Origin of the sequence: Methanosarcina horonobensis HB-1 = JCM 15518, from assembly GCF_000970285.1 — an archaeon.
Classification (GTDB): Archaea; Halobacteriota; Methanosarcinia; order Methanosarcinales; family Methanosarcinaceae; genus Methanosarcina; species Methanosarcina horonobensis.
Genome location: NZ_CP009516.1, coordinates 686,224 through 713,165 on the forward strand (window position 1 = coordinate 686,224; position 26,942 = coordinate 713,165).

33 protein-coding genes are annotated in these 26,942 nt (G+C 42.3%); 13 read left to right on the forward strand and 20 right to left on the reverse strand.

Annotated features, from left to right (window positions below; all coding sequences use genetic code 11):
- Positions 1 to 14 precede the first annotated feature (14 nt).
- The 3 genes from MSHOH_RS02990 (at position 15) to crcB (MSHOH_RS03000) (ending at position 2,116) form a co-directional block, all read left to right on the forward strand.
- Positions 15 to 1,208 (forward strand): molybdopterin molybdotransferase MoeA, encoded by a 1,194-nt coding sequence (locus tag MSHOH_RS02990; protein WP_048137251.1) that lies wholly within the window; start codon positions 15 to 17, stop codon positions 1,206 to 1,208.
- A 155-nt stretch (positions 1,209 to 1,363) separates the two neighbouring features.
- Positions 1,364 to 1,744, forward strand: coding sequence for a fluoride efflux transporter CrcB (gene crcB, locus MSHOH_RS02995; RefSeq protein WP_048137253.1), 381 nt, complete (start codon positions 1,364 to 1,366; stop codon positions 1,742 to 1,744).
- A gap of 3 nt (positions 1,745 to 1,747) precedes the next feature.
- Complete coding sequence (crcB, locus tag MSHOH_RS03000; protein ID WP_048137255.1) at positions 1,748 to 2,116, forward strand: fluoride efflux transporter CrcB; 369 nt, start codon at positions 1,748 to 1,750, stop codon at positions 2,114 to 2,116.
- A gap of 185 nt (positions 2,117 to 2,301) precedes the next feature.
- On the opposite strand, the gene MSHOH_RS23350 is transcribed toward crcB (MSHOH_RS03000), so the two are convergent.
- Positions 2,302 to 2,475, reverse strand: a complete 174-nt coding sequence (locus MSHOH_RS23350; protein WP_158024026.1) for a DUF5350 domain-containing protein — start codon at positions 2,473 to 2,475, stop codon at positions 2,302 to 2,304.
- 415 nt (positions 2,476 to 2,890) lie between these two features.
- Here MSHOH_RS23350 and MSHOH_RS03005 point away from each other — a divergent pair, with 415 nt between their 5' ends.
- Both MSHOH_RS03005 and MSHOH_RS03010 read left to right on the forward strand, forming a co-directional pair.
- Positions 2,891 to 3,613 carry a YkgJ family cysteine cluster protein gene (locus tag MSHOH_RS03005; RefSeq protein ID WP_048137257.1) on the forward strand — a complete coding sequence of 241 codons (723 nt, stop codon included), beginning with the start codon at positions 2,891 to 2,893 and terminating at the stop codon, positions 3,611 to 3,613.
- Positions 3,614 to 3,816: 203 nt separating this feature from the next.
- Positions 3,817 to 4,329, forward strand: a complete 513-nt coding sequence (locus MSHOH_RS03010) for a hypothetical protein (RefSeq protein WP_048137259.1) — start codon at positions 3,817 to 3,819, stop codon at positions 4,327 to 4,329.
- Positions 4,330 to 4,463: 134 nt separating this feature from the next.
- On the opposite strand, the gene MSHOH_RS03015 is transcribed toward MSHOH_RS03010, so the two are convergent.
- The 4 genes from MSHOH_RS03015 to MSHOH_RS03030 form a co-directional block, all read right to left on the reverse strand.
- Positions 4,464 to 5,162 (reverse strand): 2,5-diamino-6-(ribosylamino)-4(3H)-pyrimidinone 5'-phosphate reductase, encoded by a 699-nt coding sequence (locus tag MSHOH_RS03015; protein WP_048137261.1) that lies wholly within the window; start codon positions 5,160 to 5,162, stop codon positions 4,464 to 4,466.
- Positions 5,163 to 5,314: 152 nt separating this feature from the next.
- The gene (locus MSHOH_RS03020) at positions 5,315 to 6,166 is read right to left on the reverse strand and encodes a CBS domain-containing protein (protein ID WP_048137262.1); all 852 of its coding nucleotides are present in this window, start codon (positions 6,164 to 6,166) and stop codon (positions 5,315 to 5,317) included.
- An 81-nt stretch (positions 6,167 to 6,247) separates the two neighbouring features.
- The gene (locus MSHOH_RS03025) at positions 6,248 to 6,706 is read right to left on the reverse strand and encodes a universal stress protein (protein ID WP_048137265.1); all 459 of its coding nucleotides are present in this window, start codon (positions 6,704 to 6,706) and stop codon (positions 6,248 to 6,250) included.
- A 19-nt stretch (positions 6,707 to 6,725) separates the two neighbouring features.
- Positions 6,726 to 7,835 carry an amidohydrolase family protein gene (locus tag MSHOH_RS03030; protein WP_048137267.1) on the reverse strand — a complete coding sequence of 370 codons (1,110 nt, stop codon included), beginning with the start codon at positions 7,833 to 7,835 and terminating at the stop codon, positions 6,726 to 6,728.
- Between the two features lie 675 nt (positions 7,836 to 8,510).
- Between MSHOH_RS03030 and MSHOH_RS03035 the strand changes: the two genes are divergently transcribed.
- Entirely contained in the window at positions 8,511 to 8,828 is a 318-nt protein-coding gene (locus MSHOH_RS03035) for a DUF167 domain-containing protein (protein WP_048137269.1), read from the forward strand.
- Between the two features lie 82 nt (positions 8,829 to 8,910).
- Positions 8,911 to 9,363 carry a toprim domain-containing protein gene (locus MSHOH_RS03040; protein WP_048137271.1) on the forward strand — a complete coding sequence of 151 codons (453 nt, stop codon included), beginning with the start codon at positions 8,911 to 8,913 and terminating at the stop codon, positions 9,361 to 9,363.
- A gap of 199 nt (positions 9,364 to 9,562) precedes the next feature.
- Here MSHOH_RS03040 and MSHOH_RS03045 read toward each other — a convergent pair whose 3' ends face one another.
- Positions 9,563 to 9,979 (reverse strand): DUF356 domain-containing protein, encoded by a 417-nt coding sequence (locus MSHOH_RS03045; RefSeq protein WP_048137274.1) that lies wholly within the window; start codon positions 9,977 to 9,979, stop codon positions 9,563 to 9,565.
- Between the two features lie 895 nt (positions 9,980 to 10,874).
- Between MSHOH_RS03045 and MSHOH_RS03050 the strand changes: the two genes are divergently transcribed.
- From MSHOH_RS03050 to proC, 3 genes are all read left to right on the forward strand, one after another.
- Positions 10,875 to 12,218: a glutamate-5-semialdehyde dehydrogenase gene (locus MSHOH_RS03050; RefSeq protein ID WP_048143089.1), complete on the forward strand. Its 1,344-nt coding sequence runs from the start codon at positions 10,875 to 10,877 to the stop codon at positions 12,216 to 12,218.
- A gap of 154 nt (positions 12,219 to 12,372) precedes the next feature.
- Complete coding sequence (gene proB / locus MSHOH_RS03055) at positions 12,373 to 13,530, forward strand: glutamate 5-kinase (protein ID WP_048137275.1); 1,158 nt, start codon at positions 12,373 to 12,375, stop codon at positions 13,528 to 13,530.
- Positions 13,531 to 13,789: 259 nt separating this feature from the next.
- Entirely contained in the window at positions 13,790 to 14,602 is an 813-nt protein-coding gene (gene proC, locus MSHOH_RS03060) for a pyrroline-5-carboxylate reductase (protein ID WP_048137277.1), read from the forward strand.
- 620 nt (positions 14,603 to 15,222) lie between these two features.
- Here the strand turns inward: proC and MSHOH_RS03065 are convergent.
- Positions 15,223 to 15,909 (reverse strand): peroxiredoxin, encoded by a 687-nt coding sequence (locus tag MSHOH_RS03065; RefSeq protein WP_275425547.1) that lies wholly within the window; start codon positions 15,907 to 15,909, stop codon positions 15,223 to 15,225.
- Positions 15,910 to 16,007: 98 nt separating this feature from the next.
- Positions 16,008 to 16,154 (reverse strand): hypothetical protein, encoded by a 147-nt coding sequence (locus MSHOH_RS23355; protein WP_158024028.1) that lies wholly within the window; start codon positions 16,152 to 16,154, stop codon positions 16,008 to 16,010.
- Positions 16,155 to 16,212: 58 nt separating this feature from the next.
- Between MSHOH_RS23355 and MSHOH_RS03070 the strand changes: the two genes are divergently transcribed.
- The 3 genes from MSHOH_RS03070 to MSHOH_RS03080 all read left to right on the forward strand — a co-directional run bounded on the left by MSHOH_RS03070 (position 16,213) and on the right by MSHOH_RS03080 (position 18,705).
- Positions 16,213 to 17,193, forward strand: coding sequence for a YbgA family protein (locus tag MSHOH_RS03070; RefSeq protein ID WP_048137279.1), 981 nt, complete (start codon positions 16,213 to 16,215; stop codon positions 17,191 to 17,193).
- Between the two features lie 35 nt (positions 17,194 to 17,228).
- Positions 17,229 to 18,320 carry a hypothetical protein gene (locus tag MSHOH_RS03075; protein ID WP_048137281.1) on the forward strand — a complete coding sequence of 364 codons (1,092 nt, stop codon included), beginning with the start codon at positions 17,229 to 17,231 and terminating at the stop codon, positions 18,318 to 18,320.
- A 205-nt stretch (positions 18,321 to 18,525) separates the two neighbouring features.
- Positions 18,526 to 18,705, forward strand: coding sequence for a PspC domain-containing protein (locus MSHOH_RS03080; protein WP_048143093.1), 180 nt, complete (start codon positions 18,526 to 18,528; stop codon positions 18,703 to 18,705).
- 224 nt (positions 18,706 to 18,929) lie between these two features.
- On the opposite strand, the gene ftsY is transcribed toward MSHOH_RS03080, so the two are convergent.
- From ftsY to MSHOH_RS03135, 12 genes are all read right to left on the reverse strand, one after another.
- Entirely contained in the window at positions 18,930 to 20,195 is a 1,266-nt protein-coding gene (gene ftsY, locus MSHOH_RS03085; protein WP_048143095.1) for a signal recognition particle-docking protein FtsY, read from the reverse strand.
- A 185-nt stretch (positions 20,196 to 20,380) separates the two neighbouring features.
- Positions 20,381 to 20,809 (reverse strand): prefoldin subunit alpha, encoded by a 429-nt coding sequence (gene pfdA, locus MSHOH_RS03090; RefSeq protein WP_048137284.1) that lies wholly within the window; start codon positions 20,807 to 20,809, stop codon positions 20,381 to 20,383.
- A 5-nt stretch (positions 20,810 to 20,814) separates the two neighbouring features.
- Positions 20,815 to 20,991, reverse strand: a complete 177-nt coding sequence (gene rpl18a, locus MSHOH_RS03095; RefSeq protein ID WP_332881819.1) for a 50S ribosomal protein L18Ae — start codon at positions 20,989 to 20,991, stop codon at positions 20,815 to 20,817.
- A gap of 49 nt (positions 20,992 to 21,040) precedes the next feature.
- Positions 21,041 to 21,700 carry a translation initiation factor IF-6 gene (locus MSHOH_RS03100; protein WP_048137288.1) on the reverse strand — a complete coding sequence of 220 codons (660 nt, stop codon included), beginning with the start codon at positions 21,698 to 21,700 and terminating at the stop codon, positions 21,041 to 21,043.
- A 31-nt stretch (positions 21,701 to 21,731) separates the two neighbouring features.
- Positions 21,732 to 22,001, reverse strand: coding sequence for a 50S ribosomal protein L31e (locus tag MSHOH_RS03105; RefSeq protein ID WP_048137290.1), 270 nt, complete (start codon positions 21,999 to 22,001; stop codon positions 21,732 to 21,734).
- A gap of 18 nt (positions 22,002 to 22,019) precedes the next feature.
- A complete protein-coding gene (locus tag MSHOH_RS22515; RefSeq protein WP_082089462.1) occupies positions 22,020 to 22,175 on the reverse strand; it encodes a 50S ribosomal protein L39e in 156 nt (51 codons plus the stop codon).
- A gap of 232 nt (positions 22,176 to 22,407) precedes the next feature.
- Entirely contained in the window at positions 22,408 to 23,052 is a 645-nt protein-coding gene (locus tag MSHOH_RS03110; protein WP_048137292.1) for a DUF7411 family protein, read from the reverse strand.
- Between the two features lie 5 nt (positions 23,053 to 23,057).
- On the reverse strand, positions 23,058 to 23,423 hold the full coding sequence (locus tag MSHOH_RS03115; RefSeq protein WP_048137294.1) for a DNA-binding protein: 366 nt from the start codon (positions 23,421 to 23,423) through the stop codon (positions 23,058 to 23,060).
- Between the two features lie 80 nt (positions 23,424 to 23,503).
- Positions 23,504 to 23,953, reverse strand: coding sequence for a 30S ribosomal protein S19e (locus MSHOH_RS03120; RefSeq protein WP_048137296.1), 450 nt, complete (start codon positions 23,951 to 23,953; stop codon positions 23,504 to 23,506).
- A 287-nt stretch (positions 23,954 to 24,240) separates the two neighbouring features.
- Complete coding sequence (locus MSHOH_RS03125) at positions 24,241 to 25,518, reverse strand: adenylosuccinate synthase (RefSeq protein WP_048137298.1); 1,278 nt, start codon at positions 25,516 to 25,518, stop codon at positions 24,241 to 24,243.
- Between the two features lie 241 nt (positions 25,519 to 25,759).
- A complete protein-coding gene (locus MSHOH_RS03130) occupies positions 25,760 to 26,137 on the reverse strand; it encodes a TIGR00304 family membrane protein (protein ID WP_082089221.1) in 378 nt (125 codons plus the stop codon).
- Positions 26,119 to 26,364 (reverse strand): TIGR00304 family membrane protein, encoded by a 246-nt coding sequence (locus MSHOH_RS03135; RefSeq protein WP_048137302.1) that lies wholly within the window; start codon positions 26,362 to 26,364, stop codon positions 26,119 to 26,121. Before MSHOH_RS03135 ends, MSHOH_RS03130 begins: the two co-directional genes overlap by 19 nt.
- Positions 26,365 to 26,942: the final 578 nt, after the last annotated feature.

A 26,942-nucleotide genomic window follows, 5' to 3' on the forward strand; every position in this document is an offset into this window, starting at 1 on the left:
CAGGGGTCAGCAGTATGGGCAGGATATTCAAAGAACGTACTTCCGTTGACGAAGCTCTACAGCTTTTTCTTGATAGCTTCTCTTCTCTCAGGAGTGCCGAAGAAGTGCCGCTTGAAGTCTCTGCGGGCAGGGTACTTGCAGAATCTGTAATTTCCGGGAGGGATGTCCCTCATTACAGGCGTGCTGCAATGGATGGATATGCTGTCAGGGCATCTGATACTCCGGGTGCTTCTCCTGCAAATCCCGTAATTTTACAGCTTTCTGATTGGGTAGAGGAAGGAACCACTATCTGGGTCCATACAGGGGCTTTTCTGCCTGAAGGAGCCGATGCGGTTGTAATGGTTGAGGATACCGTTACAGCCGGAAATATGGTTGAAATCAGGGCTCAGGTTTATCCTGGAAGGAATGTGGGGCAGGTTGGAGAAGATATAAAAAAAGGAGACCTGATTTTTGAGGCAGGACACTTCCTTCGCCCCTGTGATGCTGCAGTCCTTGCCTCCCTTGGAATGGACAGGATGAAGGTTTTCAGAAAACCGGTAGTTGCAGTTATCCCCACAGGAGACGAGCTGATAAGCCGTGAGAAATCCGGAGAACTCCCCCCTCCGGGAATGATAATTGAGACCAATGGGCTTATGGCTACCCTTTATGTGAAAAAATGGGGAGGAATTCCCAGGTGTACGGGAATCATACCTGATCACCCTGAGAGTATAAAAGAAGCAATAGAGACAAACCTTGATGCCGATATGATCCTCCTCTCAGGTGGGACTTCAGTCGGGAAAAGAGACCATGCCCCCGGAGTTGTCGAATCTCTGGGAAAACTGCTTGTGCATGGAATCGGGGTCAGTCCCGGAAAACCTGCAGCCCTTGGTGTGATAGGTAAAACTCCTGTGGTTTGCCTTCCAGGCTATCCGGTTGCCGGACTTGTTGCTCTATACTTCTTTGTCCGCTCCGGGATAAGGAAACTGGGATCGATTCCTGCCCTCCCTGAGCCTGTCCTTAGAAAGCGCCTGGCTGCAAAAATAAGTTCGAAAATAGGTTATGTTAATTTCATTCGTGTTGTTTTTGAAGGAGAAAGGGTACGCCCGCTTATGGGAGCCGGGGCAGGAGTCCTGAGTTCGGTTGCAAAAGCTGACGGTTACGTGCTGGTACCTGAAAACGTGGAAGGGTACGAGGAAGGACAGGAAGTGGACGTCTTTCTAATTGAATAAAACCGACATCCGGAAATGGACACATAAACGGACACGAATAACTTTTTTTGTTTCTTCACTCTATATAAATGAATAAAATTTTATACTTACAGGAGGTAATAGGAAGGACATAACCGTCCGTCATTCCAATTTTTAGTAATATTAAAGTGAAAAAAATGTCCTCATCAGATAAAGAAATGGATAAGATTTTTTTAATAGGAGTCGGTGGCTTTTTGGGAGCTGTTTGCCGATTTTTGCTCTGCGAGCTTGTGGAAGGACAGCTGGGCATCCTTTCTGTAAATGTGCTTGGAAGTTTCATGCTTGGCATGATCATGTATGATACTGAATACCTGGGCTTCATAGGTCCTAAAGGAAGGATCGCATTCGGGACAGGATTTATGGGGGCATTTACGACCTTTTCCACATTTGCAGTCCAGTCTTTCAGCATGCCCTTTCTTCCTGCCCTTGGAAACATCAGTGCCAACCTCTTTCTGACCCTTACAGGCGTATTCTTTGGCAGGAGCGTTATAAAGTCTCTCTCAAACAGGGAGGTTTGAAATATGCTTCCTGTTTCAGGTCTCGGAGAGCTCGTTTTGATAGGTACGGGCGGTTTTATAGGGGCATCCCTTCGCTATACGATTTCAAGCCGCGTGCCAAAGGTCCTGAATATTCCGGCAGGAACCCTTACTGTAAACTTTCTGGGGAGCATAGTGCTTGCTCTCCTTACCTTTTCCTCTGAGCCCAAATCCGTGGTCTATCTGGTAAATATCGGAATTCTCGGTTCCTTTACAACCTTCTCGACTTTTGCTTACGAAACCTTCAAGCTCTTAGAAGAAGGGCAGAATGTTTCATTTTTTATGAATATCTTTCTAAATGTCATGCTCTGCCTTCTGGGAGTAAGCATCGCATATCTTGCTCTCAGACTTTGATTTTGAAAAATTTTAAAGCATCAGCTGTTAAAAGCAGCAGTTTAAAGCATTTTCAAAAAATCTTTTTGAGAGATAGAGCTATTGGAAACTAACCCTTTTATTAATAAAAAAGATTTTAAATAGCGTAAGAATTGATTAGCTGAAAAATTGATAATTAAAAATGGTAAAATAGAAAAGCCCTTAAGTTATTTTACAAGGGCTTTTGCAGATCTTCTTATGAAGCGCCTCTTATGACCTGAAGAGGTGAAGCGCTGTGCAGGTCCTGGGTGTGCTTTCTGAGATTTTGACTTCTGGACCTTGATTACTCTGCCTTTTCTGCCTTTTACCTTTACCCAATCAATGCTGCCGGTTTTGCCCATTATCATTCCTCACTGATTTTGATCTTAATTTAGTGTATCTGCTTTACTTCTAAGTGATTTATTCACATACCATATTTGCCTTATCGCCTATCACTGCTGTTTGCCGCGGATTTCTTTTCCTTCAGCAGTGTTCAGCAACAGAGGTAATCTGATCGATGATTGTGAAATCGATAATTTTTCAATGATCTTGATCGGAATATTTGATATTCCTTGAAAGCCTGAAGTAAGAGACTGTGGTTCAATCAAGCCTTGAGTTTATCATAAAGAGAAATGCTACTAGTTAAATGTTACGGATATTGGCGAAATTCAGAGATAAAAATGTGACAGATATACGTAAGGTATAAATAGTTCTACCTCTGGATGATGCATATAAATCTCCTGAAACTGTAACGTTTCATTATTCTTTTCTGAAAAGGTGATTCCCGTAAAAAATGATTCCATTGAGACCAGGCTTGCCGAAGTGAGGGAGGAACTTCTAGGTTTAAAAAATTTTCCGGACTCCGAGTTTGTCGGCATAATCAAAGAACTTGGGTTCAGGTGTGAATTCTGTGCTCGCTGCTGCACTAAAGAGTTTAATGACCATGTGTTTTTGCTTGACTCAGATCTGGAAAGAATACGGAATATAGATCCTGGTGCCATCACTCCTGCTCCGTATTATGAGTTTTGCGACCAGAAGAGCAGGTTCTATGTTTCCGGTTATGCCCTGAAAACAAAACCTGACGGTTCCTGCATTTTCCTTGAGAACAGGAGATGTAAGATTTATGAGAGCCGCCCTTCGATCTGCAGGGTGTATCCCCACATGCTGCACAGGGAAGCCGATGAAACCGGAAAAATAGACTGGCGGCAGATAAGCGGCTTAAACGAGCATGGGAGCTATCATTCAGAACTCGACGATTCAACCTGTGAAGCAGTCGCACTGGAGACCAGGGCTTATGAAGAAGCTTATCTCAAACAGATGATTGACTTTTTCGAAGCTGTGAGGACTCACTTCGGGAAAAAAGGCTTAAAACACGTCCAGAGAACCTATGACCGCAAAATGAGAGAATTTCTTAAAAGTGAATGCGAACTGGAAGTTTTCGTGTATTGTAAAGGCAGGTTTGAAAAGCACAATCTTGAGCCCGATATCGAGAGTCTTTGAGATAGATATCTCGTTGATTTATTCCATCTATATTCCCAGTTTCAATGAAATATTAAATAATATTAATTTGAGTTACAGATCACTTGAGATGTGTTGTCAATAAGATTTGATATTTTTCTTTTCAATACCAGTTACTAATATCTTTTTATAAGTAGCTCCACTTCTATTGTTAGGGTTTTAGGTTCCAAAATTGGAGGAGCTATATGTCCTTTAAATGTTTCATATTGAAGAGGTTGATTGCATGGGATAGAATCCCGTACCATTTGAGATGGGAAAAATCTGTAAGTGGTATTGGGATGATATATGTAAACACTCTGGAAATTATGCAGGAAAAATATGGAAAAGACGGTGTAAATAATTTAAACGAAGTTATGTATAATATCGGCATTGGACAATCAACTGAAATCCTGGAAATGCTGGATTTAGAAAGAGATCTGGAAGGTTGTGCCTATGTATTGTTAGCAATGCATAGGGTTTTTGGGATCAAAAGCAAAATAGTACATAAAGATAACCACAAAATAGTAATTCATGCGAGGAAGTGTCGCTGGGGAGGACATTTAACAAAATGGAATGTCAGAACTTGTTTATCCATAGATAATTATGAAGCAGGGTTGATTGAAGGCATATTACCACTTTCGAAACATGAATATACTAAAAGGAGAAGTCGCGGTGACGATGTCTGCGAACTTGTTATCAGTTTCAGCGGTAACAGTTGATTTTTCCTCTATTATTGACTTCCCACTCCCCTGATAGTACTGAAGATATGGCACTAAAGACAATACTTCCGGTAATAAGTTCTGTTATAAATTAGAATGGCTACATTAGAATAACTATAACGGCAAAAGGAAATTTAAGAAATAATTTCATTCTTTTTCCCTTTTACCTTCCACTTAAGGAGCATTCCTTCTTCTATTTTCTCAGCCGAAAGTAGTTCAAGTTCAAGGAGTTCGGCTTCTGTGAATCCTTCTCCGTCCGTAAAGGTCGGAGCTGTTTTCCCTCCTATGATAAGGTTTCCAACGAAAGTATAGACTTCATCAACAAGGCCTGCGGAGAGCATGCCCCAGTTCAGGGTTGCCCCTCCTTCGACCATGAGGGTGTCTATATCTATTTGCTTCAGTTTTGCCGCAAGCTCCTTAAGGTCAACTTTAAGGTCTCCTGTTTTTATGATCAGAGCTTTTTCTTCCAGGCTTTTGATTTTTTCTGCAGGGGCTGAATTTGAAACCGCAATTATCCTGAGCCCTTCCCCTTTTTTGAATATATCGGCATCCAGAGGGGTTCTTGCGGCACTGTCAACAATAATCCTTACCGGATTTTCACTTTTTCCGGCAGCTTTTCTTGCGTTTTTCCTTTCAGGAGATTTTACAGTCAGGCTCGGGTCATCGGCAAGTACGGTTCCTATCCCTACCATGATCGCATCTGCCTGAGCTCTGAGTTCATCCACTCTCTCAAAGTCAAGTTTTCCGGAAATCTTTACCTGTTTTCTCTCCTTTGTTGAGAGCTTGCCGTCAGCTGACATAGCAGAATTTATAAAAATAAAGGGCCTGTCCATTTTACGGCTCCTGAAAAAAGTATTAAATTGAAGAACACATTTAACTGAGGAACATATTTTTTATTTTTTTGCTGAAATATGTTTGAGCAAGGGTTTAAACTACTCTGCCCCGGCTCAAAACTGTTCTCCTCAGATATTTTAGTCTGGCTTATTCAGGACTCTATCAGGGGTTTCAGGAGGTCGTGGTCCCTTAAGAGACCCTGAAGTTTGCGGTTCGAATTAATGATCGGTATCTGGTCGATCCTGTTGCGTTTCATTTTTCTTGCGCAGTCGCTGATAGATGCAATATAGGTAGCTGTGATAGGTTCCCGGATCATGATGTCGCTTCCGATAAGGTTGGGGACTTTGATCCTTGACACGCTGTAGTAAATACTCATGGTATCTCTCATGGACTCCCAGGTCCAGGCATCGTCATCCTGCCCTGCGGACATATCCGACATCTCCACGCTGTCCTCAATAACACTGGCAGAGATAATGTCCCGGTCCGAGATAATCCCTATGAGTTCAAGAGCAGCATCAAGCACAGGCACAGCCTTAACACCGGCAAGCTCCATGATCCTGGCTACGACAGGCAAAGGTGTTTCATTGTAGATTGCAACTACTTCCTTTTCCACATAGTCTTTGATCGGAATATCTATATTCATATCCGCAATTGCGCCCACGACATCTGCAACCGTAACGAGTCCCACAAGCTTTCCATCATCAACCACTGGGAGCCTTCTGATACCGTGCTGCAGGAGCAGGCGTGCGGCAGTCTGCAGGTCCGATCCAGGGGATATGGTTATCGGGTCTCGTGTCATTAGAAGGGCCAGCTGTTCCTCCTCAGGGTTTTGTAAGAGGTTTGTCCTGGTTACGATTCCTACTACTCTGGAATCTTTGAGTACCGGGACTCCCGAGATATGTTTGTTCTTAAGAATTTTAAGAACCTCGTCCCTGGAACCAGGCAGGGTCGCGCATGCGACGTCCCTTACCATGATATCTTCTATGAAGATGTTTTTTGGCATATAATTTACACCTGTATTGTCCTCTGAATCCTGGATTTTTGTTCTATCGCTACTTCTTCAAAAGGCTTCAATAAAGCAAAATCAGCTCTTTTCTCCACTGCGGACGACCATTACCGGAACCTTCGAGCTTCTTACTACTTTTTCTGCAACGCTGCCCAGAAGGAACCTGTCAAGTCCGGTTTTTCCAAGTGTCCCCATAACTACAAGGTCAGCGTTGTTATTCTCTGTGAACTCGATGATTACATTACTTGGATTTCCTTCCCAGACAATCTCTCTCACCTCTACCCCTGCAGCTTCTCCCTGATACTTTACGGCAGAAACCGCTCTTTCACCCTCTTTTCTCAGGATTTCGTACATTGCTTCCCAGCCGCCATCCGAGCTCATTGGTATTGACGAAAAAGCAGATGTGTCCACCACATAAAGTGCGTGAACTGTAGCCCCGCTGAGTTTTGCAATTTCAATTCCGTAAGAAATTGCCCTCTGGGTATTCTCGGATCCGTCTGTTGCAATTACTATGTTCCGGTAAAACTCGCTCGTCATGTCTCGTTCTCCATTTGTTTTACGAATGAAGTACAGCTAATATATCATCAGGCCTTGCCCGTTTTGTGATTCCACCTACAGGATCCTGTATCCCTGCAAGATTATTCGAACTCCCGTTCAGGATCATTAAATTGGCTTTATTTCCCTTTTCGATAGAACTCGCGGAATCTGGCCCCATTACAAAAGAACCATTAAGTGTGCAAATTTTAAATACTTGTCTATCATCTATCGAAAATACTTTAGACATAAATTCCATTTCGGCAAACATATTTACAGAATTTAACATTACATTATCCGTCCCGGCTGCTACTCTAATTCCAGTTTCAAGCATTTCAGCTATCGGTGCCATTCCCACTCCTGTTACGAAGTTTGACCTCGGACAGACAACAACCGGAATTTCTGCCTGAGCCACTTCATTAAGGTCTTTTTCTGTGGCCTGTGTTAAATGGATCAATAGGTCTGGCTCCAGAGACAGGGCGTTTTCAATGTCACTTCTGTCCTTTTCCCCAGCGTGGATTGCAAAAAGTTTTTTTCTATCCCGAGTACACGCTGTAATCCCCTGCAGGAGTTCCATTTCGAGATCGTTTGCTCCGCTTATTCCAAGTCCGTCGGAATGAAGTAAAATCCTTCTTACTTCAGCAAGCACTACTTCCAGAGGAAGCTGGGGTTCAGTGGGTCTTCCAAATATCAGGGAATGCAGTTCAAGTCCCTCAAGGGCTTTATTAAGGGCTGCAACTCCTACAAGTCCTCCTTCTCTAAAATCCGCAAAAGCACAGGTTCCTGTCTCTATCATATCCAGTAAAGACCTTCTAATGTGCTCTACAAGTATTTTATAAGAAGTTTCCCTGAGAATTCTATGTTTTAATCCATCAGGAGGTTTTACAAGGGAGTCAAGGTCTCTCTGAATTCGAAAACCTGAAGTTTTTCCCAGTAAAGGATCTTTACAAACCGAGTCTCCAAGATGAGTATGCGCATTGACAAAACAAGGAGCTATTATGTTTTTAGAACGTGTGCACTCCTCTCCAACTTCAGTAATAATCCCGTTTCTTACACAGATATATCCCTCTATGGGTATCAGTTCGGGACCTGCAATAATTGTTCCTGAGATTACCTGTTCAGTGCCGTACACTAATACGCACCTCTGCGATTCATCAATCGCCTGTGCTCAGTTTATGGAACACCAAACATATACATCATATATAACCTTTCCTTAAGCCCTTTTCATATTCTTCGAGCTTTTTTCCCTGTTCCGGCTATGCAGAATTTTTTCATGTTTAGCAAAACTCTCAATTATACCTGCATAACAAAATTATTTTTACCGATATATTTATTAGTTATTAAATATATATATGGGCTTCAGTCGCATTGTATAGGTCCTTGCACGAGATAATGGAAAATCCTGACTGTGAGTGTATAGACAACCCCAATGCGATACATCGATAGTGTGATACTGCCCGGCACGAGGGTAACTGAAAGGGACTGCGGAAAACCAGAGTGTGATCTTTCGGAGTTAGTGCGCCCGGGCCACAGCACTATTTTATTAAGGTTTATTTTTGTAAAACTTAATCATAATAACTTTCGTGTGCCTAAATAGCTTTTTAGCTTTTATAACGGGTGCTTTTATATTTAATTTCGAAATGCGTGCTTGATTGGCTGACCATGTAATGTTGTCCCATATTTGGTTATGGCTCCCCAGTTTTCAGTTGTTTTTCATTGACTCGATATCTTTTATTGCTAATTGGCTCTTATTGCTAATCGGTTACTTCGTTAGTGATTTATATAATATCTTCGAAAAGTGACACATATGTCCTTTGAAGAGGCAATAAAAGGTCTGGATTCTGGTATTGTTATCGACATCGAAGTCACTCCGGGTTCCAGGTCGCTTTCTGTTCCCAGCGGCTATAATGAATGGCGCAGGAGAATTGAAGTAAAGCTGACTAAAAACGCCCAGAAAGGAAAGGCAAATGAACAGCTTATTGAGAGCCTTGCCCAACTCTTCGGGATAAGCAGCTCGGATATCCTGATAAGTAGCGGAGCTACAAGCAGCAAAAAGTCCTTACTGATAAAAGGTGTCTCCTACCAGCAGGCGGTTTCGGTTTTTGGTGCCCGCTTAAAAAGCTGAATCCTATAATGCATGAACCGGAACTGCAAAACCCGGTTTTCCGACTATATTTCCTGTTTAATAAAAAAGGTTGCAGAATAACGTGACTGATGTTGAGGTCTATAGAAAAAGGCTGGAAAGAATTGAGGAATTGCTCCTGGAACTTTCAGAATACTCTGAAAGGGGAGCAGTGATCATTGTTGAAGGAAAAAGAGATATTCTTTCCATGAAACGGCTCGGTATTAAAGGCAGCTTCGAGCTTGCAACCCGGCATTCTCTTTTTAATTTCTCTGAAAGGATAGCGAGTCTGGGGTGTGAGGTTATCATACTCACGGATTGGGATAGGAGAGGCGACCTGCTTGCTGCCAAACTTTCCGAATACTTTGGAAATTTCGGAATAAAACCCGAGCTTCAAATCCGAAATAAACTGAAGTTAATAACACAAAAAGAAATCAAAGACATAGAAAGTCTGTACACTTATGTGTCCAAACTCAGGTCAAAAACAGGTTTGTCTTTTAATTATGAGTACGGAACTGGTACAGAACTCGAGAATTAATTAACCTTATATGATATTGTAATTGAAGTAATATTTTAGCAAAAATTCTGCTAAAAATAGTCTCCATGTAAAGTTTTTGCTAAAATGAATCTCTAAAAAGAGATTCCCTTTTTCTATTGAAGAAAAAGAGAAAGTTAAAAATTATATTTAAATTATATTTACTTCAGATACGTGTATTTTAGATGGAAAAGCGAAATCCTTATTGTTTATGCATAGGATTGGATGATTCTCCTTTCTCCTGAATCATATCCATGCTTTGCTGGTTTTTTTGATGATTGAAGGTTCTGTCAAACTCCGGATATTTTTGAAACTTGCCAGCCAGTTCTTCAAACATCTTATGTCTGGGACTGATAATAATTATGTGTGCAGGGGGATGAATCTTCTTCAACCTGCTAATCGCTGCTCCAGCGTGATTATTTAACTCTACAAGGGCTGCAGAGTTGCATTTTGACTTGAGTGATACGCCCATTACACTTACAAGAAGCTCATCAGCATAGTTTGGTTCTATACATTTGGGAGTCGCTGAAAATTGAATATGTCCGTATCGTTCTAGGTCATGTAATGCTATTTTTACTTTATCCGAGTCGTCTGCCCGGACTAACGCGAATGATTTCATTTTTTACACACCACCAATCTACTGAAGTTATCCCCATTTCGATATGGATTTACCCCTATAATAAACTTTGTGTATGAAACGGCTTAGTAGACGACCATTACTATTCCAGGCGAATGCGGCATCCTTAGCATATTAATTGTACTAAAAATGGTCATTTCCGGAGCCGTAGTATTTTGTCCGCCTTTCTTCTTATGCAGAATATGCTAAAAAATTACAGGGGTGATCCACAATATCTTTTTTCAAGATTTCGTATGCTTCTCCACGGAATGAAACCGTTATCCTATAGTTATAGGCATCGTATATATATTCGTTTTGAAATAATATTTCCTTCACAAGAAAACTTTACTCAAAGTCCTGTTTTACTTGCGCTTTTTTTAAAAAAATATTTTTTTTCTTTTGATATTATGTAATTACTTTTTGATTGCGTACACTCTATTTTTTAACTCTCCAGATCAATCTGAATAATATTTTTTTCTGAGCTGTCTCTTAATTAAACGAGTGTTCAAGCCGTGATTGTTTTTATATATTTACTTAATATCATTTCTCAATTATATAAAATAAACATTATATCTAACTTCACAGATGAAGTTCTGTCATAAAAGCCAGAATTTACTTCACCAGATGGTATCTTTTATTTAGAACCTTACCATATCATATACCGAAACAGTATACAAAAATATTTATCATAGGACTCTCTGTGTTCTTTTTTTCATCTCCATGTATGAAAAAATTCAAACACTCCATGGACTGGGTCCTTCTCTTATAATTTCAATTAATTACATCTTACTTAGCTCTTTGACCCTGAAGTCTGGTTCAATAACCGGGTTCTGTTTAAGAACCGTTTACAGTCTATCAGGTGAAGTCTTCATAGTTATTGCATAAAGACGGTGAGTATATGGCTGAAGATATTGAAACTAAAGTGATTAAGGCGAAAAAAGCTTCAATTGAGCTTTCCAGTATAAGTGAAGAGGTAAAAAACAGGGTTCTTAAAGCTATGGCAGAAGCCCTGGATAAGGAGAGAAAAATTATCCTTGAGGCAAATTCAAAGGATCTTGAACATGCAGCCGGACTGAAGGATGCCGGGAAGCTCACCCAGGCCCTTGTAGACAGGCTTAAGGTTACGGACTCAAAGATTGACGGGATGATAGCAGGAATCAGGGATGTCATAAAGCTAAAAGACCCTGTGGGAGAAACGCTTTCCACACTCGAACTCGACAGAGACCTGATCCTCTATCAGGTTAGCTGCCCTATAGGCCTTATAGGAGTTATCTTTGAGTCCAGACCGGACGTCGTACCCCAGGTAATGTCCCTCTGTCTGAAAAGTGGGAACGCAACAATTTTCAAAGGTGGAAGTGAGGCAAGGGAGTCAAACCGTACTATTTTTGATATCCTTGTAAGAGCTATAGAATCCACTGAGGGCATGCCGAAAGGAGCTTTCCAGCTCATGGAAACCAGAGAAGAGATCATGAGCCTTTTAAGCCTTGATGCATATGTCGACCTCCTTATTCCGAGAGGTTCCAATGAATTTGTCAAATTCATCCAGGATAACACAAAGATCCCTGTACTCGGGCACACAAGTGGTATCTGTCACATTTACGTGGATGAGTTTGCAGATCTTGATACGGCCTGGAAGGTTTGTTTTGATGCAAAGGTCCAGTATCCCGCAGTCTGCAACGCCATAGAAACCCTGCTTGTAAACCGCAGCATTGCAGAAACTTTTCTGCCGAAGATGGCGGAAATGTACATCAAGGCAGGAGTTGAACTGCGCTGCGATAAGGACAGCTATTCTCTGCTTACAAAAAAAGGTCTTTCTTCTTTCTCAAGAGCAACTGAAGAGGACTGGAGCCTTGAATATAATGACCTTATCCTTTCAATAAAACTCGTGGATACAATAAAGGAGGCAATTGATCATATAAACACCTTCGGTTCTCACCACACCGATGGAATAATCACCGAAAATGCTTCACGGAGGAAAGAGTTCATAGGATTAGTCGACTCTTCAAGCGTCATGGTGAACGCTTCAACCCGTTTTGCGGACGGTTACAGGTATGGAAAGGGTGCCGAGGTCGGGATCAGTACGAACAAGATCCACTCCCGGGGACCTGTTGGTATGGAAGGGTTGCTGATTTACAAGTATATCCTTATGGGTAAAGGTCAGGTTGTTGCCGACTATGCAGGAGAAAACGCAAAACCCTATACTCACAGGAAGCTTGACCTTAAGTTTGAGGATGTGAATTAACACATCCTTGAATAAATACGTCCTTGAATATTTATGATATGTTTATATATTTGAATTGAAATACCAGCGCAGGTTAAGTGCAGAAACCGGGAATCCCGGCTGCAGCTGAGATCAACTGCAGTCGCCTTCCAAATAACCTCAAGAGGCACTTCCATTGACAGATAGAAAACAATTTTTCCATGATGTTAATAAAATCGTTATTAAAATCGGAACTTCTTCAATCACCAGAAAGGGCTGTGACAATACTAAAGAAAACTGCAACATTGATCCGGTATTCATGGAAAGCATAGCTTTCCAGGTTTCAGAGCTCAGAAAACAGGGAAAAGAGATAATTCTTGTAAGTTCGGGAGCAATAGGTGTAGGGCTTAACGAGCTGGGCATAGCTCCCAAACCTCGTGAAATCCCTATCAGACAGGCGGCTGCAGCTGTCGGGCAAAGCATACTGATGCAGGACTGGAGCAGGGCTTTTTCTAAATATGGGATGAAAGTTGCTCAGATCCTTCTTACCTACGAATTTTATTCCGATAGAGTAACCTATCTTAACCTGAGAAACAGCATCTCAACCCTTCTGGAATACGGTGTCGTCCCGATAATAAACGAAAATGACTGTACCTGTACAAATGAGATTGAAGCGATCTTCGGGGACAATGACAAGCTCTCTGCAATGGTTGCAAGCAAAATTGATGCTGACCTCCTGGTCATTCTTTCGGACATTGACGGGCTCTATGACAGGAACCCAAAAACGCATAGTGACGCAAAACTGCTGACCCTTATAAAAAAGATCACACCTGAGATTGAAAGCTACGGGGGCGACCCTACGAGCTTCAAAGGCGTGGGAGGGATGCGGACCAAGATAAAAGCTGCGAAAATCTGTAGCATGGCAGGCTGCTATGTCGTGATTGCAAATAGTGAATTAGAGGATGCAGTCCTGAAGATCGTTTCAGGAGAAGAAATAGGGACTCTTTTCCTTGCTGAGAGGCATGTTCAGAAAAACCGCGCTCGCTGGATCATCCTTGCCAGGGCTTCCGGTACAATCCGTGTGGATGCCGGGGCAAAAGCTGCGGTCCTGGGGAAAAACAGTCTTCTCCCGGCAGGCATTATGGACGTGGAAGGAACATTTGATCGAGGAGATGTCGTAAAACTCGAGTGTGAAGGTAAAGTCTTTGCAAAAGGGATTACTGACTATACTTCTGAAGAGCTCGTTAAAATAAAAGGAACTCATACTGACCGGATTGAAAGCGTTCTGGGCTATAGTAATTACAACAATGTTATTAAAAAGGAAAATATCGGTATACTGGAAGAATTGAACTAATCCCGCAGGGCTCATGAAGACTCTGGAACCCTCTGGTCCTTGAACCATATCTCAATCCTGGGAGACCGGACTACTCCCTACTTAATTCTCTGAAGAGTCGACGGGTAACAAATGCGGCAAGCTTTGAACTAATCTCTTGCCTTAAGCTTTGAGATCAGTCCCTCTTAAACACAGCTAATTTACGGTCAATTTGTAGTCAGTTTACAGTTAATTTACAGTTAATTTACAGTTATTTTCTGGAAATAAGGAGATTTTATACATGACAAACCGAAAAATAGGATTCATCGGGGCAGGGAAAATGGGTTCTGCTCTTATGCAGGGCATCATTAAAGCCGAAATCGTACCGCCTGAAAATATCGGTGCAAGCGATGTATACGAGCCTTTTTTAAAAGAGCTGCAGGCAAAGCTGGGAATCCGTGTATCAACAGATAATGCTGTTATTGTCAGAGAGTCGGATATTCTCATTCTTGCAGTAAAGCCCCAGACTCTGGGTTCTGTGCTTGCAGATTTGAGAAACGAAATTACTTCTGAAAAACTCGTGATCTCAATTGCTGCAGGAGTGCCTCTCTCCACCTATGAGGGTGCTCTACTTGAAGGCACCAGGGTTGTGCGTGTTATGCCAAATATAGCAGCTACGGTTTCGGAGGCTGCTTCAGGAATTTCTCCAGGAAAGAACGCAACCCCTGAGGATGTGAAAGCTGCCCTTGAGATCTTTTCTGCTGTCGGCACGGCAGTTCAGGTGCCTGAATCCCTGATGGATGCCGTTACCGGGCTTTCTGGCAGCGGGCCTGCTTTCATTTTCCCGGTCATAGAGGCTATGGCTGACGGAGCTGTTCTTGAAGGTATGGACAGGAAAAGTGCCCTTACTCTTGCAGCTCAGACCGTACTCGGAGCCGCAAAAATGGCACTTGAGACAGGCATGCATCCGGGAGAACTCAAAGATATGGTTACGTCTCCTGCCGGAACCACTATTCAGGGAATTCATGCCCTCGAAGAAGCCGGAATCAGGGCAGCCTTTATGAATGCAGTCATAAGGGCAAGTGAGCGCTCAAAAGAACTTGGGAAGAAGTGAAATTAGTTTCTTCCTTTCTCTTTGATTTTATCTCAATCTATTTTTTTTATAAGTTTTAAAAGCGTAAATTTATTAAGAAAAAAGCAGGTTTCGAGACAAATTTTTCCTTTTTTCTACTTTCTGACATCCCTGATGTTATTCATCTTTAACTTTTTTCCAGTAGTTAACGGTCAATTATTATAAAATTAGGTAAATTTTATATATTAGTGCCTTCAATATTAATTACCTGATAAAAGCTGAGCATGCATAACTGGGATTAACGGGGTCATACTGCATTTTTTTACCTGCTTTTAATATGGAAATCTACATTTCCGTGAATGGGAGTACGTTCTCAAGGCGAAGTTTTCCATATTTGATTGAGGCAGTCGAATGAACTGAAACATCGCTTAATCAAAAAAGAAAATAAATCCAAAATCGTGATGAACTGCGGTGAAACGGGGTTCTGGACCTTCTCCGTTCGCCATGGAGGAATCTCTTATGAGTTAAGAGGTTCCTCTTCAAATCCTTTTTATTCAGTTTACTTCCTACTTATTATTCGTTGCAGGTTTTTATCTAAAAAAGTAGAATAACGTTTTTTATATCCTTAAAAAAGTAAAGTAATGATTTTTAATGTTCTAAAGTTATTTCTGGGTATCCTTTTTCAGGCATATAAACCAGTCGAGGCAGCATTTGCCTTCTTCTTCTTTTCCAAGCCTTTCTTTTACTCCTTCCATTGTATTAGGAGGCGGGATGATCACATCATCTCCTGGCTGCCAGTTAGCCGGAGTTGCAACTTTCTCGGTTTCATTCTTCTGCAGGGCGATCACAAGCCTCTTGATCTCCTGCATATTCCTTCCGGTTGACAGCGGGTAATAGAGTATTGCTCTGATTTTTGCCTCAGGGTCTATGATAAATACAGCTCTTACAGCCTGTGTAGTTGAGGCTTTTGGCTGAACCATGCCATACTTTTTTGCAACGTCCATCTTCAGGTCAGCTATTACCGGGAATTTGACTTCTACATTTTTCATTCCATTATATTGTATTTTTTCCTCGATCCGTTTAAGCCAGGCAATATGGGAAAAGATACTGTCTATGGAGAGTCCTATGAGTTCTGTATTCATTTTTCTGAAATCTTCCTGCATACTGGCGAAGGTCATGAATTCCGTAGTGCATACAGGCGTAAAGTCTGCAGGATGGCTGAAAAGGATAACCCATTTTCCTTTATAGTCATCCGGGAAATTGATTGTTCCCTGTGTTGTCACTGCGGTAAATGAAGGGGCGTCTTCTCCAATGAGAGGCATATGTATTTGCTCGGATACTGCTTCCATAATGTTCTCACCTCATATTTTACTGCCATCTTTCTCCGTTATCTGAAGTACGATTTCAGGTTATCGGCACCGAATCCTGAAAACCACTACCTGTTCCCTTAATCGTCCCCAAAAACTACCTTACTATTATTTTCCGTTGTTATATATCCCTTACTGATGAACGGAAGAAAAACCCTTCTTTTTGGAAATTCCGCTTTTATAATCTTTTTTATAATATCCTGGCTTATTTCTTCAATAAGTCTCATGCTCCTTTTTGCCTGAAAAACAATTTATGTAAGCAACTCCTTTTTGTATGGGGGTTAAATGAGAGAGTTTTCTCGACCGAAGGTTGTTGTTAGCAGATGTCTTGAGTTCGATCACTGTCGATATAACGGAGATATGATTAGCAGTCCTGTGGTGGTAAAACTTAAGAAACACGCTGATTTTCTGCCTGTCTGTCCGGAAGTGGAAATAGGGCTTGGAGTCCCAAGAGACCCTGTGAGAATTATCCTTGATGGAGGGGATCACAGGCTTATTCAACCTTCGAGCGGGAAGGATGTCACTGAGAACATGAAAGCTTTCTGCACCAATTTCCTTGATTCTATAGAAGATATCGATGGTTTTATCCTGAAGTTCAGGTCTCCGTCCTGCGGGTTCAAAGATGTGAAGATTTACCCATCTGCCGGAGAGCGGGGTGCAGTTGAAAAAGCTTCAGGATACTTTGGGGGAGCAGTTCTTGAGAAGTACCCTCACCTTGCTATTGAGGATGAAGGCAGGCTCAGGAATGCCCGGATAAAAGAGCATTTTCTCACGAAAATTTTTACATTTGCAGCCTTTCGGAAAGTAAAGTCCGAAGGCAGTATGAAGGATCTGATTAACTTCCATATGCAGAACAAATTTCTTCTTATGGCTTACAATCAGACTGAACTCCGTAAACTAGGGGAAATTGTCGCAAATAGAGAGGATAAGCCCATCAAAGTGCTGATTTCCGATTATGAAAAGCACCTTCAAAGTGCTCTCTCCAGAGCTCCCAGATATACTGCAACCATCAATGTGTTAATGCATGCTTTCGGACATTTTTCGGATCAGCTTTCGAGTCGTGAGAAGACCCTGTTCTTTGACTGGGTCCAGAAGTACAGAGAAGGAAAAGCTTCGCTCTGTCCTGCACTAAACACACTCAGGTTATGGATTGTAAGGTTTGAGAGCAACTACCTCATGCATCAGACCTTTTTTGAACCGTATCCCGAAGATTTGATGGAAATAGATCCCATAGAATCTCACTTGAGAGAAGATCTCTGGAAATAAGGTTTTATTAAGGTGTTTCTGGATAGGTGTTAATCGTGAAAGCTAGAACCAAACTGACATTTCTTTTCTTACTCACTTACCTGGCAGGGGTTATCTTCTTCTGGCCTTTTTCTGAGGTATCCGGGGGTTCTGGCAACGAAGGAACACAAGAAAACTTACTGGGAACAGAGAGCGAGAATTTTTATATTTCTGATAATCTTGTCACAGAAGAATCCACAGTATCAGGAGGGCCTTCCAGATCCTATTCCTGGAACTATGAGGGTTACCGATGGCACCTTACTTTACTGCTTGACGATAAGCTCTATGATGCATACAAGTCAAGGACGCGCAAAAGAGACTATGACCTTTTTGCTTCTGACCCGTATGATGACTGGTTAATTAAAAATATTGCAGATACTCTCCTTTCCCTCTCAAAGGAGTATGGGCTTGAGGAAAAGAAGATACCGGGTCTTTGTGTTTCTTTTATTCAGTCCCTGAACTATACCTCAGACCTTGCAAGTTCCGGATATGATCAATATCCTCGTTTCCCTTACGAGACTCTCTATGATAATGGGGGAGACTGTGAGGATACCTCTATTCTTTCGGTAGCAATCCTGCAGGAAATGGGATACGATGTCGTCCTCCTGGAACTTCCGGAACATATGGCCCTCGGAATAAAATGCGATCCTGAAACGGAAGGTCGGAGTTTTGAATATAACAATAACTGCTATTACTATCTGGAGACTACGGGAAGCAACTGGCAGATAGGGGAAATGCCTGAAGAGTATGAGAACGAGCAAGTTGATGTCATTCCTGTGTACAGAAGACCCTTTGTTAATCTTGATTTCAGTGCTCAATGCGAGTACTCGCACAAAGAAGGGGTGGTAGATGTTAACGTCACTCTGAGAAACGTGGGCTCCGAGATCGCTGAAAATGCCACCGTTTACGTTGCCCTTCAGGCGGAGGATGAGAGTACCGCATGGGATCAGGTAGAAAGTGATCCTGTAAGAGTCGAGCCGGAAGTGGCTTATCATTTTACTGCAAAGGGGCTAAGAGTTCCGGGAGGCAAGACTTTCAGGGTATATGTGCGAACTGTCGGGGAAAATCTTTTCTCTGAAGAAATTACGAGTGAATGGGTAAGTATCTGATAGAAAAGTTTCCTTGGTTTGCAGGTTAAACTTAAAATCCGAAACTTCAATAAATTTAGACAAACTCAAAAAAATAGAGAGTTATCTATAAATTGCATATATGCAATCCATTATATTAGGGAAAATTAAGTAAAACCCGGACTAATCAAATGGTCTGATATTCTTCAGACAACTCAGGATGTTTTTCTGGGGTGGAGGCAATGATATGAAGAAACTATACAGGTCAAAGAGGAACAAAATTATTGCCGGCGTATGTGGGGGTATAGGCGAATACCTTGATGTGGATCCTACGCTTGTAAGGCTTTTATGGGTCCTCCTTTCTCTGCAGGGGATTGGAATAATCGGTTACATTATAGCCTGGATTATAATTCCCGAAGAACCTTAAAAAATTGGAAGCTTCAGACTCCTGAAGTGCTTCTTCCTTTTTGTATAAACTTGCAGTAAATCAGCAAACATACTGCAATACTCTTTTTCATAATTGAATTCCCGGAAAAGAATCCTCGGGAATTTTTCAGTTTACTGATACATTTTAGGTAACTTTCAGTTTACTAACTATTTTCAGTACTGATGGCTTATTGCCTGAACTGTAATTCCCGAGCTTGAAGATTTTTACTGGCCGAAAAGCTGGTCCACAAACCATTTGGGATCGAATTTTTGAAGGTCTTCGTAGCCCTGACCTACCCCGAAAAAGAGAATTGGCTTGCCTGTGATGTAAGCAATGGATATGGCAGCTCCTCCTTTTGCATCAGCATCGATTTTTGTCAGGATAGATCCGTCAATCGGGACAGCATCATTGAATTGAGATGCCCTTTCTACCGCATCGTTTCCGGCTACGGCTTCGTCCACGAAGATTATAAGGTCCGGAGAGCTTACCCTGCAGATCTTTTCCATCTGGGCCATAAGGTTCATGTTTGTATGCATGCGGCCTGCCGTGTCGGAGAGCACAAAATCGATCTTGTGAGCTTTGGCATACTGGACAGCATCATAAATAACGGCTGCAGGGTCGGCTCCTGCCTGATGCTTTATCATCTTTACCCCCAGTCTGCTTGCATGAATCCCTAGCTGGTCAATAGCGCCTGCCCTGAATGTGTCTCCTGCGGCAAGAACTACGGAGTAACCCGATTTAAGCAGTCTGTGTGTCATCTTTGAAATGGAAGTCGTTTTTCCGGTTCCGTTAATCCCAACAAAAACGATGTGAACAGGTTTTTCCCGGTTCTTGACATAATCATCAAAATCAAAGGTATTGGCAGATACAACATCAAGAATTGCTTTCTTCAGAGCTACCTCAACTATTTCTCCGGTATTGCTCCCTATCCTTTTTGTCGTGCCTGTGAGCTGGTTCTTCACGGACTCAACAATTGCTTCTGAGACTGAGAGAGCAAGGTCACTTTCCAGGAGACCCATTTCGAGTTCCCACAGAGGCTCTTCCAGATCTTTGGCATCAAGATATACTTCCCTGTTAAACACGAGAGCTTTGGCTTTCTGAGCAAACCCGACTTTAGGAGTGAGCTTTTTGAAAAAAGATTTTTTCTCTTCAGAAGGCTTTTCTTCCTCTTCTTCTTCTTCTTCTATCTTCTCTGCAGCCTTCTTTCTGTCTTCAACCTTTTTCCTGTATTCGGCTTTTTTCAGATCCTCTATCGAAATACGGGCGACTTCCTGAGAAGCAGTTTCCTTTTCGATTTCGGGACTTTCTTCTTTCAGGGCAGCCTCAATGGTTTTTTCCTCAATTATGGGTTCGATTTCCTCTTCGAGGCTTTCTTCACTCTCAGGCACCTGTTCAACGATTACTGGTTCGACTTCCACTGCCTTTTCATCAATCGTTTTGCTAAATGCCTTCTTAAAACTCCCAAGTTTCTCTTTAAATTTATTGAACACAGGATCCATCCCGAAAAGATCAGTAAAAAATAGGTAAAATTTGATGAGTAATTGAAATTAGTAATCTAATATGCTAGAGTTATAGTTAGAGCTAACTAAATAATTAATGTTAATGATATTATCCGATTATCAAATCGGTTTTCGGATTCTTCGAATCCGTTACCTGTGCCTGAGCCAGGTTTTTCTCATGCCTGGCCAGGTTGATATTTTGCAGCTTCTGTTTCAAGGGCCTGCATTCCCTGTGCAAGTTTAGTCAGTGAAGCATTCATCTGCTCAAGGATTTTTGTAAGCTGCTCTTTGCGGCGGTTAAGAGTTTCGATAGCTTCCTCAGCAGTTTCCTCTGCACTGAAGCCTGCTCCGAGATTGACAATAACTTTCTCCGGATTCTTAACTTCAGCGTAAACGTAGGAACCAAAACCTACCGGAACCATCGTTTCTGCAGTCTTACCTGCTTCTGAAGCTGCTTTCAGCTCATTTATTGTCACAATGGTCTGATCGCAGCTGGCAATGGAAGCCTGTACCATGCTCATTTCCTGCCTGAGCGCTTCAGCCTGCCTCTGGAGTTCCTGATGCCTGGCTGCCAGAGTCCTGATCTCTTCACTGACTTCTGCCATATCCTTCACTCCTCAGCTACGCTTTCGATCTGGACCTGGCTTCTTTTAACGCCGTGTTTGCTTCCGAAGATCGAGTATGTCTTATCGGTCGCATTCTTTTCATTCTGGCTTTCGATCTTCTTTGTGAAGTTTTCCCAGGAATTTCCTGCTTTAAATTTGCCTTTAACAGTAAAACTCTTCATCATTACCACTCTTTTGCTGTAGCTTTATTCTGGAACAGATGGATGATATTCACTCCAGGAACCCAAGAGCTTCTTCTATTCTCCCGAGTTCCGGTCCTGTTGTCTCGGAGCCTGCTACAAAATTCTTTGAATTCGCGAGCAAGCCTGAACCAAGCATCTGGGTCCCGAAGTTAGTAGTCCCTATGTTTACCGGAAGTTCGAAGATCTCTTCCAGAGTTTCTCTTTCCGAAGCTGTCACTTTAGGGTGCACAAGAAGCCCTTTATTTGTAACGACTCCTGCCATCCCTACATTCTTAATCCCGGCAATTGTTCCCCTGTAGACCTCCACCTTAAGGGTTCTGGCAATGACTTCCAGAGCTCTGTCTGAAAGTTCGGGATGCACAAGGGCTGCGGAATCGTTTGCAAGCACGATGTTTCCTACCGCGTTCAGCCTGTCCGGAAGGATGCCTGCAGGGACTCCTATGATTTTCTGCATCTCTTCGATACTGGAACCATATGGAAGCAAAAATCCATTTGAGTTGCCTCTGGAAAGGGCTCCTACAACGGTACTTCCGTTTATGAGAGTCTCAACGACCCTCACATCCAGTACCTCTTCGAGTATGGTGCAGACCTCCGGCTTTGTAAGAGGAGGAACGAGAGCAAGATCTTCTGTACAGGTTGCAAATACCCCTATGATTGAGGTATCGTAAATATCCACTGTTCGAATCATATTCTTTGGTTTTTCGCTTTATCTGGTATATTTACTGGGCAAGTTCTGCCTGTACTTCACCATCTGCGAATTTAACAGCCCGTACCCGGATTGAGAGAGGCGGTTTTTCACATCCCTTTTCCCAGAGGTGTTCATTGATGGTTTTGTCCAGCTTTACCTGCTCAGATTCGGTCTTCATATGCCTTACGAGAAAATCCCTTACTTCCCTAACTGCCCTGCCGGCTCTTTTCCATGAAGGGACTTTCCTTACCTCTCTGAGGGGAATTGTGTATATCTGTTCCTTTACCATGTCGTCTGCCATTTTTCCCACCGTCCTCGCTTACTTCACATCCAGGCTTCTTCTTCTCCAGTGCCTGCGCCTGGGATGACTTACTACCTTCCGGTTAGTTTTAACAATAGCCCACACAGGGACTCTCGAATTCTGCTTGTGCGCCTTTGCCAGACGCTTCTTCTGTCCTTTCATGTTATGACTCAAGTGGATCACACCTGTTGACCTGTAAGTAATCTAATTCTGTTAATTTACAGTTATATCCGGTAATTAGCTGATTATGATTTCAACCCTGTAATTGCGACTCTACCACGCCTGAATGAAAGGCTGATCTGCAACCATATCCTGTAAATTCTATAATAGTATGTGGTTAATCTGCAGCAGTATAGGGGTTGAATATAACTCGATTCTATAAATCTTTATTCCAGAATTTTTCATCTCAGGAAGGCTTCCAGTTTTTAAATACATTTTCTTCTTTTTTCAGGGAAAATTTCTTCCTTGAAAGTACATGGGACTGGAAATGGACAGGAAATAGCTGCCTGATTTTCTCCTCTCCCTGTCTCTGCCTGACTAACTCCCTGAGTTCTGTTTCGTAATCTGCTTTCTGTGTACTCTCACTCGGACCCTGTTCAATACTCAGGTAATATCCTACAAGAGAATCCACAACCTTTTTGCCGTAGCCTTTAAGGGGGCAGAAATATTGAACTCCAAATCGGTCTTCAATGCTTCTTATCTGTGAAATTGAAAGCACTGGAACTCTATCATCTCGCCTGGTTCCGTCGGCAATAAGTTTGACTGCCGGATCCAGGGCAAGAGTTTCGACAGCTCTCTCATGGATATAATTGATAGCACTTTTCGGGAATCCGTCTCTCTGTAACAGCTCGTATGCCTTTTCCAGGATTTCTCGATCAAGGGAAAGGGTCCTGTGAGGAAAATGTAACTCTGCAGCAGTTTTTGCTGCGATTTCTCCTGTAGGAAGCAGTCCGAAGTTACAGGTTACAAGTTCTACCTCAAAAAACGGTTCCAGTAAAAGGGCAGAAAGTGAACTGTCCTTACCTCCACTGAAGAGGACCGAGACTTTCATTGTGCTTAAACCCGGGTTATGGACGTCTTGCGTTTCTTTGGCTGCATCCGCATCAGGAGTGTTTTCAGCTGCTCGTCGTCGATTTGAGACTGGAGCCTCCCACTCTGGGCAAGCGAAATCAGTTGCATCTCAAGCTGTTCCCCAAGAGCTGGCCTTGACATTTTAAGAGTTGTCAGGCGTTCTCTTGCTTCGGGAGTCAGGATCTGCCTCAGTATAGCCTGTTTCTGAGCTTCCATTTCAGCTCTTGCCTGCTCCTGCTGATATGCTGCCTGCACATCGGATGGCTGCTGCGCCTGCTGCCTCTGGATTTCTGCAAGTCGTCTCTTTCGGATTTCTTCGAGTTCGTCATCCATATTAGACATGGCAATCACCGAAAAAACCGGTTTTCTGGAATATGGTTATAGTTTAGAAAGGGTGCCGGATTTCAGGTCCCTTTCTGAAGGATTCTGTCTCAGTATTTTGCAAGTTCCGGGATTTTCTCGAGCAGCTCCTGTTTAAGTTCGTGTGCTGCGTTATCCATCATGGAACGTCCTTTTGCAGATACTGTTCTTCCGTCCTTTACCTTCTGCAGGAAACCTGCAGCTTCAAGCTGCTGAACTGTCTTTCTTGCAATAGAACCGCTGCCTTTTGCTTTGTGGAAAGGCTTGGAACCGTTGTCCTTCTTTCCTCCGTATACGGATCTAAGTCTCTCGATTCCGATTGGTCCGTCGGTATAGATCTTTCTAAGGACTGCTCCACACCTGACATACCACCAGTCATCGTTGTTCGGGGGAAGTTCTTTGTGAACCCCTGTTTTTACGTTTCCTGCCCATTCTGGTGGAACGATCTTTTCATTTTCTTTAAGAATGCCTGCAAGCTTGTCGATCATCTCTGCTGCAGGGACATCAAATACTGTTGTCATGTATCCTCCTTATATGAATTACTTAGTTTTGCAGGTTCGGGCGATAGCGCCGATTCTTCCCCCGAATCTGTCAGGAACGTAACTCTTGTTCTCGAAAAGAGGTAACTCTTATGCTCTTTCGAGGTGTCCATTGCTGGTTTAGCTGGCTACGGACTCTTAAAATTTGGGCCGGAAGGCCCGATAATGCCGGTTAATATGAAAGTAGTCTAAACTGGAAAATGGGGTTGATAAATTTATTGGTTAATATATACATTTTTCGGTAATCTACCGGACAGGCTTACTAAATGTTATTCTTCTTTTTTAAATGTTTGTGCCCTTCCCGGTCCTACGGATATATAATTGACAGGGACTTTCATAAGCTCTTCTAATCTTCTGACATAGTTTCTGGCATTTTCCGGAAGCTCGCCATAGGATTTTACTTCTGTCAGGTCGGCTTTCCAGCCAGGCAGGTCTTCATACACAGGACTGCATTCCCATAGGTCTTCGGTAAGTTCCGGGGGATAGTCCAGACTCTCTCCTTTATATTTGTATCCTACGCAGATCCTGAGGGGGTCAAGCCCTGTAAGTACGTCCAGTTTGGTAAGGGAAATTTCCGTATATCCGTTGAGGGCAATAGCCTTTTTAAGTAGTGGAAGATCGAACCAGCCGCATCTTCTGCCTCTACCTGTAGTTGTTCCGAATTCTCCTCCGGCCCTCTGTATTCTCTCTCCCAGTTCTCCGGTAAGCTCTGTCGGAAGCGGCCCTTCTCCAACTCTGGTTATATAGGCTTTTACTATGGCAATAACGTTGTCCACCCTTGTTGGTCCAACTCCTAGGTTGGCACATGCAGAGCCTGCGATTGTAGAAGAAGAAGTTACGAATTTCTGGGTCCCATGTATGACATCAAGATGGGTGCCCTGCGCAGCTTCAGCCATTACATTTTTTCCTTCGTCAAGAGCCTGATTGATTTCTTTGGAAGCATCCGTAACGTAAGCAGCAAACTGTTTTCCCAGTTCCAGGTACTTTTTTATGAGATCAGGATTCCGGACAATCTTCGGGTCTCCACCCATTGCCTCGATTTCTTTTTCTTTCTGAGGGGCAAGTTCTTCAAGCCTTTTAAGGAAGCGTTCTCTGTCCACAAGCTCAGCCATTCGGATCTCATCTCTTGCTACCTTATCAATATACGCATAGCCGATTCCGCGTCTTGTGGTCCCTATTTTCGTTTCCCTTGCGGCTTCTCTGAGCCCGTCAAGCTCTATGTGATAGGGCATAATGATGCTGGTCTTTGCATCTACTCCGAGCTTACCTGCATCTACCTTTATCCCGTGCTTTTCAAACATTTCGATTTCTTCGGCTAAAACCTCAGGGTTAAGGACAACCCCAGGCCCGATAAGGACCCTGGCATCAAGCAGGATACCTGAAGGGATCAGGTGCAGTTTGTAGACCTCATCTCCTACCCTGACTGTATGGCCTGCGTTGTTCCCTCCCTGGAAGCGGGCAACAACGTCATAGTCTTTTGCAAGAAGATCGACAATCTTACCCTTTCCTTCGTCACCGAACTGCGCGCCTGTGATTATCGTAAACATAAGCCTTGAATCGGGCTTAACCTTAATAAGGTTTTGTTCGGTTTGTTTATCCCGGATTCAACGTATTTTCAACCCTGAATTTCTTATCAATTCCCTTATAAGTTCCTTTTAGGTTTGCATGTGGTTAAAAGAGCAAATGGTTTCATAAACTGTATTTTTTCTTTGCTTTTAAAAACAGGAACACTAGATCTTTGAATGTAAAATGAAGTCAATATACAGGCAATTCTCGGTGAATGCAAAGTTAGAATAGTACGCCTCTGAAAATAAGCAAACTGAGGATCATCAGGATTATCGCAAGAATAATTGCTGTGTTTGCGCTTTCTTTATCGCTTCCAAAGATAATCGGGATAGGGCCGAGCATGATTACTCCTCCTCCCCTGATTTTTGATTTGGCTTTTCCTGAGTAGCTCTCTTTCTTTTCAGGTCCTTCATACCTGAAAGAGTCTTCCGAATCAGCTTCTTTTCCGAACCAGTCCCTTCTTTTTGATTCTTCTTTTACAGGTTCGGAATTTTCTCGCAAGCCTATGGCTGCTCCGATTATAAGCATTAAAAACCCGAAGAGTGTTATGAAAATTCCAGTCAAAACAAGTAAGTTTCCAATCAACGTTTCGTCTTCCACAGGAATAGATAGAGAATTGTTATCAATAGTCCAAGCCCGAGCATGTTTGTTGTAATTTCAGGTGTAGAACCGAATACTATCGGAATGGGTCCGAGCATTATCAGTCCGCCCATCTGGGTATTTGCGGGATGCTGTAACATTGTAAGAACAATACCTAATAATATTATAATAAAGCCAACAAATGTGACTGTTGCGCCTACTCTTAGAAAATCTTCTGATGCACGCATGTGGAATGATATTATGCTTTTATTATTAAATCTATCCTTTGAATTTTTTATTTCAGTGAGGACATCATTTTTTTTCTAATCTAATATGGCTAATTATGGACTTAAAAGAAATAATTTATTCAATCAAGGGTAAATTTATGAGCTTGATTTAATATTTTAAACAAAGCCATCTTCTCTTATGTCTCACCTCCCGTATTTTTCTGACAATATGTATGTATATCGTTCTGTTCTCAGGGCGAACATGTATAATAATGCCTCAATTTTATTTCTGCTTTCAGAGTTCTGGCTCTCTCATGAGAAATGTGGGGGCACTAAAAACTGACAATAATGTATAAATTAATAGAAGGAAAAATATAGGGTTTGAAAGAAACATAAAAAGATAGATTAGGTGGTAATGGATAAAGTAATTTTTCCGGGTCAGCACATACAGGTCAGTACATATTGTAGATGTTAGAGGAACTTATATATATCGTTTTTATATTTATGTATGCATATTTATTTCCCGTACCTTCATATCCGGTATCTTAATATATACTGTGAACACGATAAGAACCTCTTCAATTGCATTTTAACCTTTA

Coding starts and splice junctions, on each gene's coding strand:
- MSHOH_RS02990 (WP_048137251.1), top strand. CDS start 15: ATGGGCAGGATATTCAAAGAACGTACTTCCGTTGACGAAGCTCTACAG.
- crcB (WP_048137253.1), top strand. CDS start 1,364: ATGTCCTCATCAGATAAAGAAATGGATAAGATTTTTTTAATAGGAGTC.
- crcB (WP_048137255.1), top strand. CDS start 1,748: ATGCTTCCTGTTTCAGGTCTCGGAGAGCTCGTTTTGATAGGTACGGGC.
- MSHOH_RS23350 (WP_158024026.1), bottom strand. CDS start 2,475: ATGGGCAAAACCGGCAGCATTGATTGGGTAAAGGTAAAAGGCAGAAAA.
- MSHOH_RS03010 (WP_048137259.1), top strand. CDS start 3,817: ATGTCCTTTAAATGTTTCATATTGAAGAGGTTGATTGCATGGGATAGA.
- MSHOH_RS03015 (WP_048137261.1), bottom strand. CDS start 5,162: ATGGACAGGCCCTTTATTTTTATAAATTCTGCTATGTCAGCTGACGGC.
- MSHOH_RS03020 (WP_048137262.1), bottom strand. CDS start 6,166: ATGCCAAAAAACATCTTCATAGAAGATATCATGGTAAGGGACGTCGCA.
- MSHOH_RS03025 (WP_048137265.1), bottom strand. CDS start 6,706: ATGACGAGCGAGTTTTACCGGAACATAGTAATTGCAACAGACGGATCC.
- MSHOH_RS03035 (WP_048137269.1), top strand. CDS start 8,511: ATGTCCTTTGAAGAGGCAATAAAAGGTCTGGATTCTGGTATTGTTATC.
- MSHOH_RS03045 (WP_048137274.1), bottom strand. CDS start 9,979: ATGAAATCATTCGCGTTAGTCCGGGCAGACGACTCGGATAAAGTAAAA.
- MSHOH_RS03050 (WP_048143089.1), top strand. CDS start 10,875: ATGGCTGAAGATATTGAAACTAAAGTGATTAAGGCGAAAAAAGCTTCA.
- proC (WP_048137277.1), top strand. CDS start 13,790: ATGACAAACCGAAAAATAGGATTCATCGGGGCAGGGAAAATGGGTTCT.
- MSHOH_RS03065 (WP_275425547.1), bottom strand. CDS start 15,909: ATGGAAGCAGTATCCGAGCAAATACATATGCCTCTCATTGGAGAAGAC.
- MSHOH_RS23355 (WP_158024028.1), bottom strand. CDS start 16,154: ATGAGACTTATTGAAGAAATAAGCCAGGATATTATAAAAAAGATTATA.
- MSHOH_RS03070 (WP_048137279.1), top strand. CDS start 16,213: ATGAGAGAGTTTTCTCGACCGAAGGTTGTTGTTAGCAGATGTCTTGAG.
- MSHOH_RS03080 (WP_048143093.1), top strand. CDS start 18,526: ATGAAGAAACTATACAGGTCAAAGAGGAACAAAATTATTGCCGGCGTA.
- pfdA (WP_048137284.1), bottom strand. CDS start 20,809: ATGGCAGAAGTCAGTGAAGAGATCAGGACTCTGGCAGCCAGGCATCAG.
- rpl18a (WP_332881819.1), bottom strand. CDS start 20,991: ATGAAGAGTTTTACTGTTAAAGGCAAATTTAAAGCAGGAAATTCCTGG.
- MSHOH_RS03100 (WP_048137288.1), bottom strand. CDS start 21,700: ATGATTCGAACAGTGGATATTTACGATACCTCAATCATAGGGGTATTT.
- MSHOH_RS03105 (WP_048137290.1), bottom strand. CDS start 22,001: ATGGCAGACGACATGGTAAAGGAACAGATATACACAATTCCCCTCAGA.
- MSHOH_RS03110 (WP_048137292.1), bottom strand. CDS start 23,052: ATGAAAGTCTCGGTCCTCTTCAGTGGAGGTAAGGACAGTTCACTTTCT.
- MSHOH_RS03120 (WP_048137296.1), bottom strand. CDS start 23,953: ATGACAACAGTATTTGATGTCCCTGCAGCAGAGATGATCGACAAGCTT.
- MSHOH_RS03125 (WP_048137298.1), bottom strand. CDS start 25,518: ATGTTTACGATAATCACAGGCGCGCAGTTCGGTGACGAAGGAAAGGGT.
- MSHOH_RS03135 (WP_048137302.1), bottom strand. CDS start 26,364: ATGCGTGCATCAGAAGATTTTCTAAGAGTAGGCGCAACAGTCACATTT.